This window comes from Micromonospora sp. CNB394, from assembly GCF_000374985.1.
Classification (GTDB): Bacteria; Actinomycetota; Actinomycetes; order Mycobacteriales; family Micromonosporaceae; genus Micromonospora; species Micromonospora marina.
Window position 1 is genome coordinate 1 of sequence record NZ_KB895873.1, and the last position, 18,485, is coordinate 18,485.

An 18,485-nucleotide genomic window follows, 5' to 3' on the forward strand; every position below is an offset into this window, starting at 1 on the left:
AGCATCCTGACCGTCGTCTGGCACCTATTGTCCGACCCCGAGAGTCGCTTCCAGGACCTCGGCTCCGACTACTACGAAACCCGGATCAACGCCGAACGCCGAGCCCGTAACCTCGCCGCAGCTCTCCAAGCCGTCACCGGCCAGAAGATCGTCATTCACGGCGGCAAAGCCATCATCGTCGAACCAGAGGCGGCCTGAACCCATAACCCCAGACCACCATCCACACCCGGCTCCGCTGCGCTACGCCGGGTGCCTTCGGCCTGCCTACTCACCGTTGGATTTTCGGGTCAGCGGCAGATACACCGCGACCCGGTCCTGGTAGAGCTCGAACTGGCGGGCCGCGGCCTGCAGCAGCGCCGACTTGCCCAGCTGCCGGCCGCCGTAGAGCAGGTTCGCGCCGTACGGGTCGAGGATGCTCTTGCGTTCGTCAACGCGGCCGAAGAACATCTCCCTGGGCAGCGCGTCGTGTCCGCTCGGGTGGTACGGGTTGGTCGCCGCGTACGGCAGCAGGATCCGTTCGGTCGTGGCGAACAGCCCGCCTCCGCGGGCGGCGAGGAACGCGATCGCGGCGTCGTCGACGACCATGACCGGCCGGTCGGCGCGGGCCGCGCACTCCTTGGCCAGGACTTTGCGGTGGTCGGCGGACATGCTGCCGAACAGCAAGACGAGGATCGGGTCGCTGCTCTGATCCTGCTCCACCCAGGTCAGCAGCGTGGCGGCGTCCTGCACGCCCCAGCACAGCATCACCTTCAGCAGGTCACCGGCGCGAGACCCGAACGCCGGAACCCGTGCCCCACCGGTCAGCTTGACGCCGGTGAGCTCGACCCATTTCCGGGTCGGGGCGTTACCGAGCTTGTACGGGGTCCTTTCGTTGGTGAACTCGACACCAGCCAGCCGAAGCGCATACCCGAGCACCGACTTCGTCCGCTGGTGGCGCAACGACTGCCGTTCCGTGGTCATCCGGTGCCACTGCTCGAGGCCCTCGACGGCGTTGGTCCGTTCAAAATCGTTGAGCCGGCTGAAGTCGAGGCCGTTGTGGGTGTCCCCGTCCCGGGCAGCCCGGATCAGCGCCGGGGGGACACCGTCGGTGGCGGCGCCGAGGACAGCGAGGAACTTCTCCAGGTCGGTCGAGCGGATGGTGCTGGGTGGATCCTCTCCAGCGAGGATGTTGAGCAGGTACTCCTCGGCGGTGGCGAGGTCTCCGGTGTCGATGCGGGCGTTGATGAGCTCCGCGGCGTTGTCGGAGACCTTCGGACCGGTGTTGTTGGCCGCCCGGCTGGCGGCCTCATTGAGCTCGATCGTGACACGGCTTCGCATCGCCTCCTGAGCCTTGCTGGCGTACTCGGGCAGACGGCCTGCGATGTCTTCGAGCTGGCGTCGGACCGCTCCCAGGTCGGTGCGCTTGGGGTTGGCTGCCTCCAGCTCGGCGATGACCCGGGAGTTGTCAGCGTGGCTGAGCTGTCCCAGCCGGGCGGCTTTCTCCACCTGCGTGGCGACATCCGCCCGCAACGCCCGCACCTCGTTCTGCGACCGGGCGATGCTGCCCTCGAGGCGGTCCACCATCTCCTCGACCCGCAGTGGGTCTGCGTCTGCGACCGCGTCGATGATGATCCGCGCCGCCCCGTAGTCCTCGATGGCAAGCCGGGCGTCGAACGCGGCCGCCCACGACGTCGCCACCGCTGACTCGATGTCGGCGATCGTCACCGGCCTGGCGGGGTTCAGTTTCGCGTCGACCGGCAGGGCCGGGCTGCGCAGCAGCTCCCGGTTGAGGACGATGTTCGGGTCCGGTTCGGTCCCGCTGAGACTGGTTCCGTCGAGCAGCTCGACACTGCGGGCAACGCTTTCCCGGCAAGCAGCCGCTGCGGCGGCGAGGAGAACGTCGTCGCTGCCCGCCGTGTCGCGCAGTTCGATGTCGGCGTCGACCCATCCGGCGCGGACCTCGTTGCGCAGCTCCGCCAGTTGCGGGGGCACCTGAAGGCTGTCTCGGGCCGCGTCCGGGTTCGCCCGGACCGCGTCGACCCAGGCGCCGACGGCGTCGAGGCATTCACGCGCGTGGTCGGTGAGGCGCCGACGGGCCGCACCTTCCAGCGGCCGGGAGTTCTTTGCCCGGATCTGGGCGTCTTCACGCATCAGTTCCTCGACGATTGCCTCCCGGCGGGCGAACTTGCGCAGCCGTTCGACGGCGACGTCGATGTCGACGCGACGGTCGTGGGCGGCGATGTCGAGCACCTGGCCGATGAGCCCGTCGGCAGACCACCAGCGGTCGGCGATCTGCTGCGCGCGGGCGAACCGCACGGTCCGCAGCCGGTCGCGTGCCTGTGCGGCGGCCTCGACGGCGGTGGCGATGCTCTGGTCGGCTCCTGCGATCGGGGCGAGCGCGGCGAGGATCGCGCTGCTGGACAGCAGGCCGCGGGCGGAGGCGGTGCCGATCGCGCCGGCGACCCGGGCCAGGTGTGGCAGTTCGTGCAAAGAGCCGACCAGGCCCTCCAGGATCGTGCCGGCGTTCGGGTCGGCGGTCACCAGCGCCCCGCGGACGGCGGCGGCGAGCAGCGCCAGCTGGGAGGCGCGGTCGCCGTCGAAGTGGTGTACGTGGAGCGTGTCGAGGTCGGCGCGCAGCATGGCCGAAGTGGCGCCGCTTTCGCTGCGGACCGCTTCGGACAGCGTGAGCATGCGCAGCGCCTGGGCGCGGATGACGTTCCCCCGGGCGGTCGCGGCGTGGAACGCCAGACAGTAGCGCCGTCTGCGTAGCAGCGACGCCATGAGGCTGTCGTCCGCGGCGTCGTCGGGTTTCCGCGGTGCGCCAGCTGGCCGATGCTGCTCAGACGGCGCCTTTGGCTGCAGACTGATCAGGTCGGCTCCGTCGCTGGGCTGGTCACCGGGCCCGTCCTGCGCCGCCGCGTCGGCGGCGGCGCGGGGCTCGATCGCCTCCGCCCTTGTGGCCGCACCAGTGCCGTTGTCTCGTGTGCTCACGGGGTCGTCATGACCGCAGCCGTTGGCCGTGACCGGCGCGACGCTGCCGGCGGTGCCGTCCGGGGCGGCCGGCGATTCGTTGACAGCGATGCCGTCGGAGACGGCGGGCGCACCGTTCGGCGGGGCGGTCGCTACCGCTACGGCGAAGGTAGTCCGGGCCTCTGACGCCGGCGCGTCCACGCTCTCGGCGGAATCGTCTTGGTGGGCGGCGGCGTTGTGTGCGCCGGTGGTGTCGTCGGTCCTGGCGGTCAGCTTTCCCATGAGTGCGACGACCAGCACCGAGCCGAGCTCCGTGGGCAGGTGCTGCTGCGCGGTGGAGTACAGGTGTGTCGCCTGCGCGATGTCGTCGGCTTCGGCGGCGTCGATGATCTGCAGCAGGGTGATGAGCGCGGTGACGTGGTTGCGCTGGTCGTCATCCCAGCAGTCGGTGTCGAGGAGTTGCTGGGCGAGCTGTCGGACGCCGGCCAGCATGTCGGCGCTCGTGTCGGGTCCGGACAGGTGCGTCAGCCGGGTCAACTGTTCGCGTGCTGTGCGGTCTTTGTCCTGTACGGCTGAGGCACGGTCGAGCGCGGCGGCGAGTTCGGCGCAGTCGTCACCGAAGTCGGGGTCCACGCCGAGGCCGGCGAGGACGGCCCGGGCATGCGTGACGACCGTGCCCAGCTCGGCGACCCGGTCGAGCAGGTGCTGATCGGGCAGCTTTGACGCGGCGAGAGCGTCGAATATCTGCTGGGTGGCATCGTGGGCGGTGTCGACGGTAGTACGCAACCGGACGGCGAGTTCCGCGACGGTCGTGTCCGCCGCCGGGCCCCCTTCGACGTCGGCGTCCGTCACCGCGGTGGTGACGTCTGGCCGGTGAGCGCCGGTTTCAGTGGGACCGTGGTGGCTGGCGGCTAACCCTACGGTGGTTTCGCCCCTGTCTGGCATGTCTGCCCCGTCTTCTGTTTCTGTGTCCGAACCGGGGTCGCTGATCGCGTCGGCTCCCAGCACTTCCAAGCGGGCGCAGGCGGCGGCGATGTCGTTGACCACCTCCGCAGGCCAGGTCGGCAGGGCCAGTCCGCTGGTGAGCGCAAGCCGCAGTGCGGCGACGACCTGTGGCAGGTCGTACCAGAACACGAGAACCATCAGCCGGACGGCGTTGGCCTGGCTGGCGTCGTCGACCAGCGCCTTGCGCAACGCGTCGTCATCCCGGTCGGTCAGCCATGCGTCGAGTGGTTCCATCAGCCGCCGCAGGACCGGCCGGGTGATGGTGCGTGCCGCCCGTCTGCGGTCTGCGGTGGTCCAGGTACGTAGCTTGGCCAACCCGTTGGCGGCCGCGATCGGGACGGGTTTCCTCGCCGATGGCACACGCAGGTGGCTCAGGAAGTCGGTGCGCTCCGGGTTGGGGATGCGCCAGACGAGGTCGGCGAACTCCTCCGGGGTCAAGACCTTGAATGCCGCCTCCAGCGCGTCGTTGAGAAGCTCGAGCTGGGCGGCGAGTTCGGCCTTCGCGGTGTATCCCTGCCGCTCTTCGTCGTCGGTGGCCTCGGCGGCCAGCTCGGCAAACCCTTCCGAGGTGCAGATCAGCACCGGTGTGTGACGGTGACGGTGACGCAGGCGACCACTCATCTGGGGGTGTGACTCCTATCCGCGGAGGGCTGTGTGCTGGCGGCCGGTGGACGGGCGAGACGTCAGTAGAACAAGCGGGCATGACATCGACGACGTCGGCGAGGGGAGGTCGTCGGTGTCATGTCAGCGGTAGCCACAATGGACCCGGATCACTTCCCCTGCGGTGTCCTTTGACGAAGGTGAACCCGTCGGGCAGTCTCGTGTCGGCGTGCTGGCCCCATACTCTCCGGACGTGCCGGGCATAGTTCTCCTTCGCCTGGTCGCTGGCGCGGTACCCGCTCGGAAGCGCCCGGCAGTTGGGCGGCACCCAATGCTCGCGGGTGCGCTCCCGCAGCGCCGCGTGCCGCTGTTGCGCCGCGGCGTAGTCGGCGTGCTGGCGGGCCGACTGGCTGGGCCACCACACGAACGTGTCCGGTCCACCGCTTCCCGGCTTGTCGGGACGTCCCGGGTTCGGTTCACGGGTGAGCTTGCCGGCGTCCACAAGACGTTCACAGGTGTAGATCACCTGCCACATCAGCGGCGGGTTGTCGAAGTCTGCGCCGAACATGACGCCGAGCAATTGTTTGCCGGTCAGCCTGCGGGAGCCGAACGTGCCCTCAGTGCCGTGACGGCGAAACGCGGCGAGGATCAGCCGCCGCAGCGGGTCGATCCCCTGGTATTTCGCCGGCACCGTCGGCGGTGCCGGTTCGTCGTCTGCGTCCGGCTTGGTGCCGTCAGTCTCCTCGGGTGCCGGGTCGGGGTCGAGGTCGATTCCGAGGGCGGTGGCAAGCAGTCGATGGTCGGCGTCCCAGCGGAACTCGTCACCGTAGGGCAGCGGCCGTTCGAGCAACGTCGTCGTAGCGGCCAGTCTGCGGGCGCTGCGGGCGAGCGAGACCATGACCTTGATCCCCGGGTAGAACGACAGCGGCCAGGCGACACCGGTCAGCGCCCCGTCGCCGTGTTCGACCGTATGGATCCTCTCGTCGTCGGAGAGGTCGTCGCCGTCGTGGTGCAGTTCGATGACGAGGGCGCCGTCGGCGAGCATGGCGGCGATCCGGTCAGGTACCGGCAGGGTGTCGTTGTCGAGGTGGATTGGTCGCAGCGCCACGGTGTACACGGCGATGTTGTCGTCGAGGTGTTCGACAACGACCTCGTCTCCGGCGGGTCCTTCTGTCTCGGTGTCGTCCGGTTCCGGGTCGATCGTGTCAGGGTCCGGACCGGTTTCCCGCTGATCCGTGCAGGTGCCGGTGATCGCTTCGGTGGCGTCAGTCGGCTGCTGGATTTCGGCCGGATCGGTTGCGCCGGTACCGTCATTGGTGCTCTGGGACGGCGGCTGTGACTGGTGGTAGCCGAGCCCGAGGGGTCGTAGCGGGTCGACGTCGCTCAGGTCCGCTGGGACCGGGGACGGTTGCGCCAGCCACACGCCGCCCACCTGCCACAGGTCGTCGACGCGCAGGTGGACTCCGTTCGGCTGCAAACCGTCGACGGCTGCCGTGGCGTGGTCGGCGACCGCGAGGTTGGCGTGCACGACCGCTTCGGCGGCCGCGGTGAGCTCGAAGGGGTCGACGTCGACGTCTTCCGGGTCGGTGGCGAAGACCTCGTCGACTCTGCCAGCCAGCCACGGCCATACACCGGTGAACCGTGGTCCGGTCCCCGACCGTGCGATGGTGTGGACTAGGTCGTCGAGGTCTTCCCCGCCCAGCAGGCCGGGGTCTTCCCGCCGGTGGCGGTACCGGTCGACCGGGGCGGCGTAGCCGCCCCATCGACGCAGGTGCGGTGCGACGTCCAGCAGTTTGTCGATCGTGTGCAGCGCCGTCTGCAACGCTACGGCGAGGGTGTCGTCGTCGTGCGGGTCGATCAGCAGACCGCCGAGCGGTCCACCTATCAGTAGTGGTCTGCCGGCGGTGAGCAGATGGTGGGCGTACAGGGCGATGTCGTCGAGGCCAGCCAGCCGAGGACCGGGGTAGCAGACCTGTCCTGTCAGGTGTCCACGCTCGTCGAGGAGCACACCACGCTGGCGCAGCCGGTGAAGTTCGGCGCGTTCCCGGGGTGTGAGTGGAGCGCCGAACGCTTCCGGGTCGACGATCACGCGTTCCGACCGGCAGCCGGTGTCGTCGAGGACCGCCGGTGCTCCAGACAGGCGTGCAGGGACCCACCCATCCGGGTGGACGCCGTCGGCGGCGCCGAAGCGGGCGACGACCTCTGCCCACAGCGACTGCTGACCCCGTTCGATGCGCACGAACGTGCCGACGGGCAGCGCCGGCAGCGTCGCGGCATCGGTGGTCAGCCGCACAAACAGTTCGGGGTCGAGGACGGCGGCCTGGTAACCGCGGGCCTGCAGGTCGAAGCCGAAGTGAAGCGCGTTGAACGCGGTGGTGGTGTGCAGCGGCGCCCGGCGAACGTGGGCGACCTGCTCGAGGTAGGCGATGATGGCCGCGCGTACCGCGTCGGGGATGTCGTCGACGTCGCGTAGCAGGTCGTCGGTGAACAGCGGTTCGTCGTGGAACGGTCGCCATGTCGGTGTCGCGGTCATCGTCATCGGGCGGCTCCTGCCTGCCGCGCCGCGGCGCGGGCGTTGTCACGGTCGACGTGCCGGCGAAGCCGCCAGACCCGGACGCCGTCTGTCAGGGCCGCCTCGCCGGCGGCTTCAAGCCGGGCGAGCGCGTCGGTGACGTGGGTGAGCTTCATGCCGGGGTCGACGCCGCGCAGCCGGTGGTAAAGCAGCTGCGGCCACAGCGGTCGCAGCCGACCGGAGCGGCTGTCGCGGTAGGCTTCGTCGCCGCGCAGGACCCGGTGCAGCATCCCGGCGGTCAGGCCGTGGAAGTTGTCCCACAGCAGCGCCCGCAGGTAGCGGTCGACCGCCGCCTGGTATGGCGCGCCGTCACGGTCGGCGGCCGGCCGCGGCCGCGGGGTGTTCAACGCGTTCAGCAGCACCGGTGTCGGTGTGGTGTCGGCGCTCGACGACCAGCAGGTGGAGCAACGGCACGCGGCGGTGCTGCAGGTGCCGTCGGGTACCGACTGCCCAGGCTGACCGAAGTACTCGGCGAAGCCGACGTTGGCGCACTGGGCCTGCTCGGCGTACCAGCCCCGCAGCGCGGTGAGCTCGGTGTTCAACCGGGCCCGGTGGGCGTTCATCCGGGTGGCGAAGTCAGCGGGCAGCCGGCCGGTCCGGTCGAGCATCCGCACCGAGACCAGGGTCTGGGTGTTGCCGGCCTGGGAGACGTCGACGACGCCGAGGTCGTGCAGGGTCGCCAGCAGCGCCCAAGTGCCGGCGACGTCGTCGGCGAGGCCGTCGTAGCCGGTCACGGTTGCGGTGAGCTGTTGGTGGACGTCGGTGAGCTGGTGACGTCCCGGCCGGGTCGCGGCGAGCTGCTGCACGACCGCAGCCGCGTCGGCGAGGGTGTCGTCGCAGCGGATCGGATCGTCGAGCGGGGTCAGCGTGACCGTCGCCGGGAAGTCGCCGCAGTCGTCGACCGTTCCGGCCGCGTCGAGGGCGGCGAGCGCCCGGATCACCGCGGTGCGGTACATCGTCATCGTCGCCGGTTTGCGGGCGTCGTCGAGCGACATCCACCCGGCGTCGACCTCCTCGCCGATGACGATGTCGGCGACGTGGTCGGGGTTGAGCACTCCGCTGCCCCGGGCGGCGGCCACGACTGCGTTCCCGATGCGCTGCAAGGTCGGGTTCGCCAGACCTTGCGAGATCATCCAGGCGACGGTCCGGAAACCACGGCCGGTGCCTAGGGCGAGCCCGTACGACGGTGCGGTGATCTCCGCGGGGTCACAGCCAGCCTGGTCACGGCCGGCGCGGCCGAGTTGCTGGTACAGCCCGGCGAGGTCGGTGGGTGGGGAGACCACGAACACGCAGCGGATGTCGCCACGGTTGACCCCGAGACCGAATGCGCTGGTCGCCACTATCAGCAGCGGAACGTACCCCTCCTCCCCGTTCTTGGGCGCGTCGCGGAACTCGGTGAGGACCGCCGCTTTCTCCGCCTCCGACAGCCGGCCGTGGAAGCGGCGCACCCGCCGGGTTTCGCCCTCTCCCACGAACTCGCGCAGGTGCGCGTACAGCGTGTCGACCTCCCGGACGGTCAGGCAGTAGAAGATCGCATGGTCGTCGCAGGCGGAGGTGACCGCTTCGGCGAGCCCAGCGACGACGTTCGGACCGGCGGCCCGGAACGTCCGCCGGTAGATCGCAAGTTCCGGCCGTAGCGGGTCTGCGGTGACGGTGACAAGAGGTTCACCGGCGGACGGGGTCTCGGGCAGACCGAACAGGCCGCTGCGCAGCCCGGCGCGCACCCCACGGTTGGCGGTGGCGGTGACCGCGGTGACCCGGACGCCGTGCCGGTCGCGCAGCTCAGTCAGCAGACCGGCGGCGCGGCGGAAGCTGGGGCGGAAGTCGTCACCCCATTGCACGAACGTGTGAGCCTCGTCGACGGCGACCCGCCGCAGCTGCCCGTTGGTCGCCCCGGTGCGCAGCAGCTGCTGGAACCGCCGGTTGCCCAGTCGTTCCGGGGAAATGTAGACCAACTTGATGCCGTGGTCGTGGACACCGGTGAGCTGTTCAGCGACCTCGGTCTTGCCGCGGCGGCTGTTGGACTCGGCCATCGGCCCGACGAGGGCACGGACGGCGCCGCCCACGCTGGCGTTGAGTTCAAGGGCCTGGTCGGCCATCAACGCCACGAGCGGTGACACGACGACGGTGACGCCGGTCAACGCAAGCGCGGGCAGCTGGAACGTGTAGGACTTGCCGAAACCGGTCGGCAGCAGCGCGAGCACGTCAGCCTTGTCGGCGACCGCGCGGATCACCTGCTCCTGCTGGTCGCGCAGCTGCAGTGGGACGTCGGAGAACCGCAGGTACCCGGCGATCTGGGAGCAGCGTTCGACGAGCAGGTCACCGAGTTTACCTTCGGCACGGGCAGTGGTTTCGGTGTCGTCGTCGATGCGGGCGGCGAGAATCTTGCGGGTGGCCGGCAGCAGGGTGTGTTCAGCGAGCGCGTCAGCGGTGCACAGCTCGTCGGCCCGCGCGGCAGCGATCTTTCCGCAGTCGGCGAGGAATCGCCAGATCCGCTCCCAGCCGTCAGCCATCGTCGTCAGGTTCCCACCGGCGGCCTCCCCCGTGTCGGGATCGGCGACCAGCAGCCCGGGGTCAAGCGACTCGAGGAACACCCGCCGGTAGCTTCGCCGTAGCGCGGTCTGGCCGGCGAGTTTGCGGTCGCTGATGATCACGACACCGCGGTGGTGGGCTGACCGGATCAGCCGGCCGACGGCCTGCCGCAGATCCATCGCCGCTAAGGGCAGGTAGTACGACTCGGTCGCGACCCGGTCCGGATCCGGATGGCCGGTGTCAGCGGCCCGGCGGGCGACCGCGGCGCGGCGGGCGGCGACGACCGGGTCGGCGAACGGCGCGAATGGCAGCTTGTTGATCCACACCAGCGACAGCCGCTCGGCGGGAAAGTCGACCCCCTGCCACATCCCGCGGGTCGCGACGCAGAACCCTCCGGTTTCGGTGAACGCCCGCGCCGCCCGCGCGTTGCCGAGGATCGGGGCGACCGCAACCGGGACGTCCGGCGCGACCGCGGGCAGTTCGGCGAGCAGCCGTTCGGAGATCGCCGACGCCGCCCCTGTCGACGTGGTCAGCACCAGCGCACCACCGGTGAACACACCGGTGGCCGCGCTGCCGTCATAACCGGCGGTTTCCGGGCGGATTACCTCTCGGGCGTAGCCGGTGAGGTGGTGGGCGACGGTGCGGACCGCACCGTCGGCCTGCTCCGCCCAGCTGGGGAAGTCGGTCAGACACACCAGTCTCGCCTGGGAGGCGAGGTCGAACGGGCCGGGCAGGTAGTGGGCGTCGACGTCGGATCCCAGTCCGAGCCGACTGCGGATGTAGTCCCATCGGCCGGATACCTGCAGCGTCGCCGACACGTAGAAGATCCGGTCGAACCTCGACCGGGCGAGCCTCCACTGCGGGTCGTGGGCCAGTTCGATCGGCGCGGACGTCACGGTGAACGCGTACCGGCGGGCGGAGACACTCAGGCCTTCCAGCTCCAGTTCGGTGGCGAACACGACCCGGTTCGACACCACCGGCGCCGATCCGGAGTCGTCCGGCATGAGGTCCGGCCTAGCGTCGTCAGCGCCGACCTCGCCGAGGCGCTCCTCGAGCGGGTCCACCGGCGCTTCGGTCTCCCCCGACTCATCGTCGTCGACGCCCGGAGTGTCGTCCCCACCGCTGCCGGCAGGTTGGTCGGCTGGCGTGCCCGGCTGCCCGGCAGCGTTCCCTGCGTCGGGGCGGGGAGGGTCGAGGATGGCATGGGCATCGGTGGTGATCTGGTCGGCTGCCTCGGCCAGACTGCACACCCTGCTGGCCAGTGACGCCGCCCGTTCCCGTTCCCACCACGACGCCGCGTGCATCTGCTCCGATCCGAGGTGACCGGACAGTTGCCGGTAGACGAGCCCGGCGACGACGGCGAGGCGTTCCACCCGGGCGAGCAGCTGCCGCGCCGAGGCGCTGCCGCCGAGCCCACCGAACGGGCTCGCCAAAGTCGCCGCGCGGTTGCCCGGTTCTCCGCCGGTGGCGTCGAACACCGCCTGCGCGGCCCGTGGCATCACCTCGGTGTCGAGCATCGCCTCCAGGTCGGCGATCTGCTCCCCCAGCGCTGCCGGTGCCCCGCGCTGGCTGGCAAACCAGCGACGCAGCTCGGCGACGAGGTTCTCCACCGCCCGATAGTCCACCTCGGCGCTCGCGGCTCCTGTCGCGGCGTGTTCGAGGGAGTGCGCCTCGTCGACGACGAGCAGGGTGTCGTCGGCGAACGCGTCCGGGTTGCTCAGCAGCAGCGCATGGTTGGCGACGACGAGGCGATGGTTGGCCAGCGCTTCGCCGACGGTGTCGGTCATGTGGGCAAGCGGCGACGCGGAGCCGGGCCCGTAGTCGTCGGACTCCTGGCTCACGCTGGCCAGCCACAACCCCATCAGCGGGCCGGCTGTCGTCGAGATGTACTCGGCGAGGAAGATCGGAATGTCGGCGGTGTCGACACTTCGTGCCACCCACGCCTGCTGCGCCGATGTCGCGGTGGCCAGCCGCTGGACCAGGTAGACCAGCAGCTCCCGGTAGCCCGGGTGGGCTGCGAACCGGTTCCGGCGATCCCGGTGGCTTGCTCCGGCGGCCGCGGCGACCGCGTCGGTGAGCGCGGCGACGAGTGCCCGCAGTGACAGCCGGTTGCGTTTACCTTTCACCAGGTCGGCGACGTCGTCGAGGCCGGGCACGACCATGGCGAGCCGGGTAATGTCGGCGGCCAGCTGGGTCTGCAGCTGCTTGGTGAACGTCGCCAGGACCACCCGTCGGCGGGAGTTGCTGGCGAGCCAGTCGAGGGCGGTGGCGAGAACCGCGAGGCTCTTACCGGTTCCCGTCGGCGCTTCACACAGCGCATCCCGGCCAGCGTCGACCTGGCGCGCCAGGAGTTCGGCCATATGCTGCTGCGCGGGCCGGCGTTCGACCGAATCGTGCGCGGCCACCAAGGCGAGTGCGTGCGGGTCCACGTGACCGGTGCGGTCGAACAGTCGCTCCGGCACCGTCAGGTTCTCCGGGACGGCTCGGCCACGCCGGGTTGGTTCCCGCAGGTCGCCGCTGCCGAGCACGTCCGCGAGCACCTGAGCGACCGAGCCGTCGTCCGCGGCCGGCCGACCAGATGGTGCGGATAGCAGCGACGTGAGCAGGTCCCAAGCAGGTGACCCGGCACCGGCGGCGAGCAGCAGATCCCGCAACGGCCCGTCCCAGCCTGAGACGGTGTCCGCGGCGTGCCGCAGCAGCTGGGCTGTCAGGTCGGCATCGTCTGCGGCGTCGTGCCAGCTCAGCCCGGACCGACCGACACCTACCTCGTCGGCGAGCTCCGCCAGGCGATGGGAACGGGCGGTCGGCCAGACCGCGTGGGCGAGGTACAACGCGTCGGCTCGGCGCAGCGCGCCGAACGGTGGCTGCTCGGCGCGGGTGGCCGCATCGTCGAGCATCGGAAAGTCGGCGCCGGTGCCGTTGTAGGCCATGAGGACGTCCGCGTCCGCCAAGTAGTCCCGCAGATCGTGCAGCGCCTGCTCGACAGGGATCGCGTGTGCGGCGTACTGGTCACGGACGGACGCGGACCGCAGCTGCTCTTCCCAGTCAACGTCCGGCAGCCGCACCCAGGCGGTGAAGCGTGGCGCCTCCTCGACCCAGCGCCGTTCCGACGACAACCGCACCGCACCGATCTGGTAGATGCGCCGGTCCCCGTCGGGGTGATCCGCAGTGGGACGCACTACAGCTTCGACGTCGACGACGACAGCCCGGGGAACCTGCGCAGTTACTGCCGATCGATGCCCGGAAGGGATTGGCGTTGCGGGCGCGTCGGCTGCCCTGAGGATGCCGTTGTCGTCGTGGATGAGCCCAGCGCCCAGTGCCGAAGCGGCGATCCTCTGAAGTCGCGCCTGCGTCATCGCCGGCCAGCGCTGCCGCGCGGCCTCGAGTACCTGGCCACTGTTACAGGGTCCGATGTCCGAGATGAGCCGCGCGAGTTGCTGCTCTCGGCTAACTGCTCCGTCCGTTGTGCCGTCCTTCCGCCCGTTCGCCACACAGCCCCGGCGTGCGGCGCTGACACCTGCTCGTCTATCGCACGTTCCAAATCGTCTTATCAACCCTGCATGCGACTGCCATCGTGGCCAATCAACTCCTGCAGGGCACTTAGTACGAGCAGCCGACGTTGGAGATGTTGCTGGTGAGGTGGGGTGAGCGCGAGGCGGCCGCCGTGTAACCGCCCTTGCGTTGTGGACGTATTTCAGATTTGGCGGTGGCCGTATGGACCCGACCGGACTCGGGTACGCCCGTTGGACCAACCGATGGAAGGCCACACTCAACGCGCTTCGACATCACCCTCATCGACGGCGTCAGCGCCAGCCGCCGCTAGACCACACCGGACAGACAAATACCCAGTAGTCGTACCGAAAACCGGATAGACCACCCCCTGACATCCGCAGCGACTGATGTGCCGCCGATCGCGATGAGTGCGTACTGTAACGAGGCTGCAGGGCTCGCAGGGAGGGGTCGCAGGACCGAAGTTGTGTCGGGAAGAAGACAAACGGGACGTACGCACCCGCCGAGGACCCGCAAGCGGCCGGCTCGAGACACGTCGACGTCCTACAAGGATCACCTCGTGGCATCCATCTACCTGCAGACGCACTTCGGAACGATCCGTGACGTGAACGACCGGGCCCAGCCATCGGGGGACCTGGCTCCCGACCGGACACCGCGAACCCGGCTCGACAAATCGGCCATCCCGACAGCCGCGGATGACCAAGCGGAGACTTCGGTCTGGTTACCGACAGCAATTTGCATTGCTTTGGGGCGCAGAGGGCCGGCTCGAAGTCAGTACTTCAATCGCGGTTCAAGCTACCTCTGAGCAGGCAGCACAAATGCCAGTTGCAAGCTCAAGACGGAGTTGACCTTTCGGATGGGACGAGGACTCCAATCGCACGCGCGAGCACGCGGGGCCACATGCGGCGCCTAATACGAAGGCGCTTCGCATGTTGTAGGGCTGCGCGGTTGTCATACAGATGCGGTCCAATGGAACCCACCCCGCCTTGCCTACGTCTCTCTCACGCGGAGTGCACATATGATCGAACCACCTTCAGACCCGCCATGGCTGCCCACTCCGCAGGTTGCTGTTGCGCAGCTCGCCAGCGGGATCCTAAAGTACGCCCAGCAGACCGCATCGGGTGACGCGTTCCGGCTGCCGTACCCGGCAAACCTGCAGCTCGCGCTGGACCGGCTGACTCTGCTCGCCTGGCATCAGGGCGCGCCCGCGCCGGCCAGCGTGGTGGAGCTGCTTCAGCTTGCACAGGAGCCGTTCGGCGACTGGAAGATCGACCTCACCGGCACCGACGTCGACCCTGATGAGGCGCTGCTCATCTATGGCCGCCCGACGGCGGCCTGCGAGGAACTTGGCAGCCTCCGTGGGGATGTCGAAGGCGAGATCCGCGAGAACGCGCTGTTGCGGGCGGTGATGGACAAGTCCCGGGCCCACAACGCACCGCAGTCCTACATCGCGTTCCGCGAGCTCCTGATCCGACAGCCGGCGATCGCGGCGATGGAGCTCGACGCACGGCTGGCCGATCCTGACTTGGCGCTGCTGGCGGATGAGGTGCGGCAGGCGTACGTGGAGGCACCAACGGAGGCGATGGCGGATGGCGTGATCCGGACCTGTGGCGGGTGCAGCGGTCTTCGCTTGCCACTGGATGACGACCGGACCTGGGTCTGCGAGGACGAGACCTGCCCGGCACCCGGAACGGCCGGGACGGACCACCCCGCCAGCGAGGGCGTGTGGTGGTTGCGGCGTGAGCTACGCACCTTCATCACCGCGCCGGGTCGTGCAGAGCTGCGCATCGCCGACGCGATCGGGAAGCTCGGCGTATCGGTGGCGTTGTGGCCGGACTTCGACGCGTGCGACATCGCGGTCTTCGCGGAACGACCGTGGGTCGCCGACATCAAGGCCTGGCGCAACCCGGTACGGCTGGCCCGACGGCTGCGGGAGCGGCTGTTCACCGTGTCGCCGGAGGCGGAGAGGGCCTACGTCGTCATCGGCCAGGAGCAGGTCAAGGCACATCCACGGTACGTGGCACGGCTACGGCAGGCGTGCCCCCCAGGTACGGCCGGGCCGGCAAATCGTGGCGGTCTCCGAGGCGGAGTTCATCGGCGCCGTGAAGCGCCGGGTGGAGGCCGGGGCATGAGGCAGACCAACACCATCCGCAACCGCTTCACCCGCGCACTCCGCAGCCACTACACCCCGACCGGGGACCAGCCTTCGCCGTCCCGGCTGATGGACACCGAACTATGCCTGTATCTGCTGGAAACAGTCGCCGCCGGCCAGACCGCCCACGGAGTACCCGCGTTACTCGACGGCTACCGGGCGCTATGGGACGCGGTGCCGAGCCCACCAGCCGACGCGATGGTCCGACTCGCCAACGCGCGAGCCCTGCTGTGGCGCAGCCAACGCCCCTACGGGTGGGACGAGTTGCTGCGGGCTTACCTGTCCGCTCCTGAGGCAGTACGGGGTTACCACCTGGACCCGCTCGGCCGACCGGTACGCCGGCAGTGCAGCGTGGCGACCAACCGGTGGGCCTGGTACGAGCAGATGCTCACCGAGCCGCTGCCCTTCGCCGCCACGGGCGTGTGGTTCGCCGCGCCTGGGCGATACCGCATGAGCTCGACGGCGCGTGGTCAGGGCGTCACGGTACCGGATAACCTTCCGCCCGCGCCGGCTCCGGCTCTGCATGACCTGGCCGTCCAGACCCGGGCACCGATCGAGATCACGTGGCAGGAGTTGGTGGAGACCGCCCGAGGTATGGACGCCGCCGATCTGGAGGCCGGGCGTTCCTCTCACCGATGGGAGGAGCGCCTGCAGGACGTCACGCTGCAGATCAGGCTGGCCGACCATACCTTCGGCGACGCCGCGACCCTTTGCATCGATCGGATCCTGCACATGGTCGGAATGGTCAGCGTCGGCAAGAGCACCCTCGTGACGATCCTGACGACCTGGGCGGCACAGCATGACCTCCGGATAACGATCGTGGTCGGCGACAACTCGGCAGCACTACGCATGGCGCACGAGCTATCCCGCTACGACGGCGTGGTTGCGGCACCGGTCATGGGGCAGAACCGCACCCGGCACGCGGAGCGATTGCATCGCCTCCAGCCGCCGGCGCCTGGCCGGCTTGTGCCCTCCGAGCCGTACGGGTTCGACCTGGTCAGCACGGCCTGCCCGCTTGATGCGGTCCGAGACAAGGGCACCCCACTTGAGGTACGCGAGGCGCCCTGCCAGCACCTGATCGAGACCGATCCGGATGCGCCGGTGGATGGCTGGCGGGACGGGACCCGGCGCACCTGTCCCCTGTGGCATCGGTGCCAGCGGCATGAGGCCGCGCGCCGGCTGGTCACGGCGAACGTGTGGATCGCAACGCCATGGAGCCTTGTGCACACCCCTGTGCCCGGACCGTTGAGCCACGAGCAGATGCGGTACCTGGAGGCGGCGTGGCGACGCAGCGACCTATTCCTGGTCGACGAGGCCGACCAGGTGCAGGCAAACCTCGATGAGATGTTCGCCAGCGCCCAGGTACTGCTTGGCCCCAGCCAGGAAGCCTGGATCGACGAGATCGGGGCGCGGGTAGCGGAGAAGCTGCGCGCGACCGGCCGCGCACCGGTCAGGTCCCGGCAGATCCGCCGGTTTACTACGGCGCTGAACCAGGCCCGTTCCGCAGCCGACATCATCTACCAGTTGCTGCAGCGAGACCGAGTTCGGGCTGGCAAGCCGGTGTTGAACTGGCTCGACCCCGACTACTTCACGGCCTGGACCCTGTTCAACAGCCTTGCCAAGGACTGGGCCGGCTACACCGCCACGAAGGGTCACAGGCCGGACCCCGGCTGGGACAACGATCCGCTCTACAAGTTCCTGCGCGAGCAGTTCAACGCGTTCATCGACGAGCCGACCGGAGCATCCGGCGAGGTAGCCGAGGGCTTAGCCACGTTGGCCGAGGCGCAACTGTCCGACACGGAAGAGGAGACGCGGGAGGACGCCGTCCGGCAGTGGCTTACCGAGCTGAGCGACCAGGTGTCAAGCCCCGGGTTTGATGGAGAGTTGGTTAGCTGGTTTTCAGGGGTGTGGTGACCGGTTGGGTCATCGCGTGTAGTGCTTCGTGCTCCGCTGGCGGGACGTGTCCGAGTTCGCCGTGGAGGCGTCGGTTGTTGTACCAGTCGATGTACTCGACGGTGGCCATCTCCAGGTCGTCGAGTCCGCGCCACGGGCCTTGGTTGCGGACGAGTTCGGCCTTGTAGAGGGAGTTGAACGCTTCGGCCATGGCGTTGTCGTACGAGTCGCCCTTGGAGCCGACGGAGGCCACGGCGCCGGCTTCGGCGAGGCGCTGGCTGTAGCGGATCGCTCGATACTGGACTCCTCGGTCCGAGTGATGCACAAGTCCGCCCAGGTCAGCGCCCTGATGCTCGCGCCGCCAGATCGCCATTTTCAACGCGTCCAACGCGAGGTCGGTGTAGAGCGACGTGGATACCTGCCAGCCGACGATCATGCGGGAGTACACGTCGAGGACGAACGCGGCGTACGCCCAGCCGACGGCGGTGCGTACGTAGGTCAGGTCGGCGACCCACAGCTGGTTCGGCCGCACGGCGGTGAAGTCACGTTCGACCAGGTCACGAGGCCGGCCGGTCTCAGCTGCGGGCCGGGTCGTGCGCGGCGACGTGTCACGCAGCAACCCGCGCAGCCCGGCGGCACGCATCAGCCGCTCGACCGTGCACCGGGCCACCTCGACGCCCTGGCGGTGCAGCTCGTGCCAGATCTTGCGGGCCCCGTACACGCCGTAGTTCTCGGCGTGGATCCGCTTGATCAGCGCGGTCAGTTCCTCGTCGCGCCGGCAACGGGCGCTGACCGGACGGGTCTTGGTGGCGTAGTAGGTCGACGGTGCGATCGCCGCGGGCGTGTCTTGCAACGCCCGCAAGACCGACTGGACACCGTGCTGTTCCTGCTGCGAGTCGACGAACGCGACCCTCATCGCGACGGCCGGTCCAGCTCGGCCGCGAAGAAAGACGCCGCGGACTTCAGGATCTGGTTCGCCCGCCGCAACTCACGATTCTCCCGTTCGAGGGCCGCGATGCGTTCGGCATCGCTGCTGGTCGTGCCCGGCCGCACACCGGCGTCGACCTCGGCCTGCTTCACCCACGTCCGCAACGCCTCCGGATGGACTCCAAGCTGGTCGGCGATCCGCCGGATCACGCCGACCGCACCGGCCGGATCCCGACGGGCCTCAAAGACCAACCGGGTCGCACGCTCACGCAGCTCATCGGGGTACTTCTTCGGTGCAGGCATCGCTGGTGTTCCTCCAGGTTTCGATGTCTCCATCTAACCCGG

The 18,485-nt window shown here is 69.3% G+C and carries 6 protein-coding genes and 1 pseudogene; 3 read left to right on the forward strand and 4 right to left on the reverse strand.

Translation table 11 applies throughout. The annotated features are described in order from the left end of the window. Positions 1 to 198, forward strand: a pseudogene (locus tag C569_RS33915) (hypothetical protein); the annotation flags it as partial. A 66-nt stretch (positions 199 to 264) separates the two neighbouring features. Here the strand turns inward: C569_RS33915 and C569_RS0128255 are convergent. Together C569_RS0128255 and C569_RS0128260 are read right to left on the reverse strand one after the other, a co-directional pair. Continuing rightward, positions 265 to 4,536 (reverse strand): hypothetical protein, encoded by a 4,272-nt coding sequence (locus tag C569_RS0128255; protein ID WP_018789078.1) that lies wholly within the window; start codon positions 4,534 to 4,536, stop codon positions 265 to 267. A 157-nt stretch (positions 4,537 to 4,693) separates the two neighbouring features. Next, positions 4,694 to 6,376: a hypothetical protein gene (locus tag C569_RS0128260; RefSeq protein WP_231394927.1), complete on the reverse strand. Its 1,683-nt coding sequence runs from the start codon at positions 6,374 to 6,376 to the stop codon at positions 4,694 to 4,696. Between the two features lie 90 nt (positions 6,377 to 6,466). Between C569_RS0128260 and C569_RS34640 the strand changes: the two genes are divergently transcribed. Then, entirely contained in the window at positions 6,467 to 7,027 is a 561-nt protein-coding gene (locus tag C569_RS34640; protein WP_231394928.1) for a hypothetical protein, read from the forward strand. 62 nt (positions 7,028 to 7,089) lie between these two features. On the opposite strand, the gene C569_RS0128265 is transcribed toward C569_RS34640, so the two are convergent. Next, positions 7,090 to 13,014: a DEAD/DEAH box helicase gene (locus C569_RS0128265; RefSeq protein WP_081636070.1), complete on the reverse strand. Its 5,925-nt coding sequence runs from the start codon at positions 13,012 to 13,014 to the stop codon at positions 7,090 to 7,092. A 1,172-nt stretch (positions 13,015 to 14,186) separates the two neighbouring features. Between C569_RS0128265 and C569_RS34645 the strand changes: the two genes are divergently transcribed. After that, positions 14,187 to 17,234: a hypothetical protein gene (locus C569_RS34645; protein ID WP_018789081.1), complete on the forward strand. Its 3,048-nt coding sequence runs from the start codon at positions 14,187 to 14,189 to the stop codon at positions 17,232 to 17,234. Here the strand turns inward: C569_RS34645 and C569_RS0128280 are convergent. After that, positions 17,209 to 18,443, reverse strand: a protein-coding gene (locus tag C569_RS0128280; protein ID WP_231394929.1) for an IS3 family transposase whose coding sequence is annotated in 2 segments (ribosomal slippage) — positions 17,209 to 18,164 and positions 18,164 to 18,443 — 1,236 coding nt in all. Because the reading frame shifts where the segments join, the coding sequence is not laid out codon by codon here. The genes C569_RS34645 and C569_RS0128280 overlap by 26 nt on opposite strands. Between the last annotated feature and the right edge of the window lie 42 nt (positions 18,444 to 18,485).

Excerpts from the sequence above, each read along its gene's own strand:
- C569_RS34640 (WP_231394928.1), top strand. The coding sequence starts at position 6,467 with ATGGTGGGCGTACAGGGCGATGTCGTCGAGGCCAGCCAGCCGAGGACC.
- C569_RS34645 (WP_018789081.1), top strand. The coding sequence starts at position 14,187 with ATGATCGAACCACCTTCAGACCCGCCATGGCTGCCCACTCCGCAGGTT.
- C569_RS0128265 (WP_081636070.1), bottom strand. The coding sequence starts at position 13,014 with ATGACGCAGGCGCGACTTCAGAGGATCGCCGCTTCGGCACTGGGCGCT.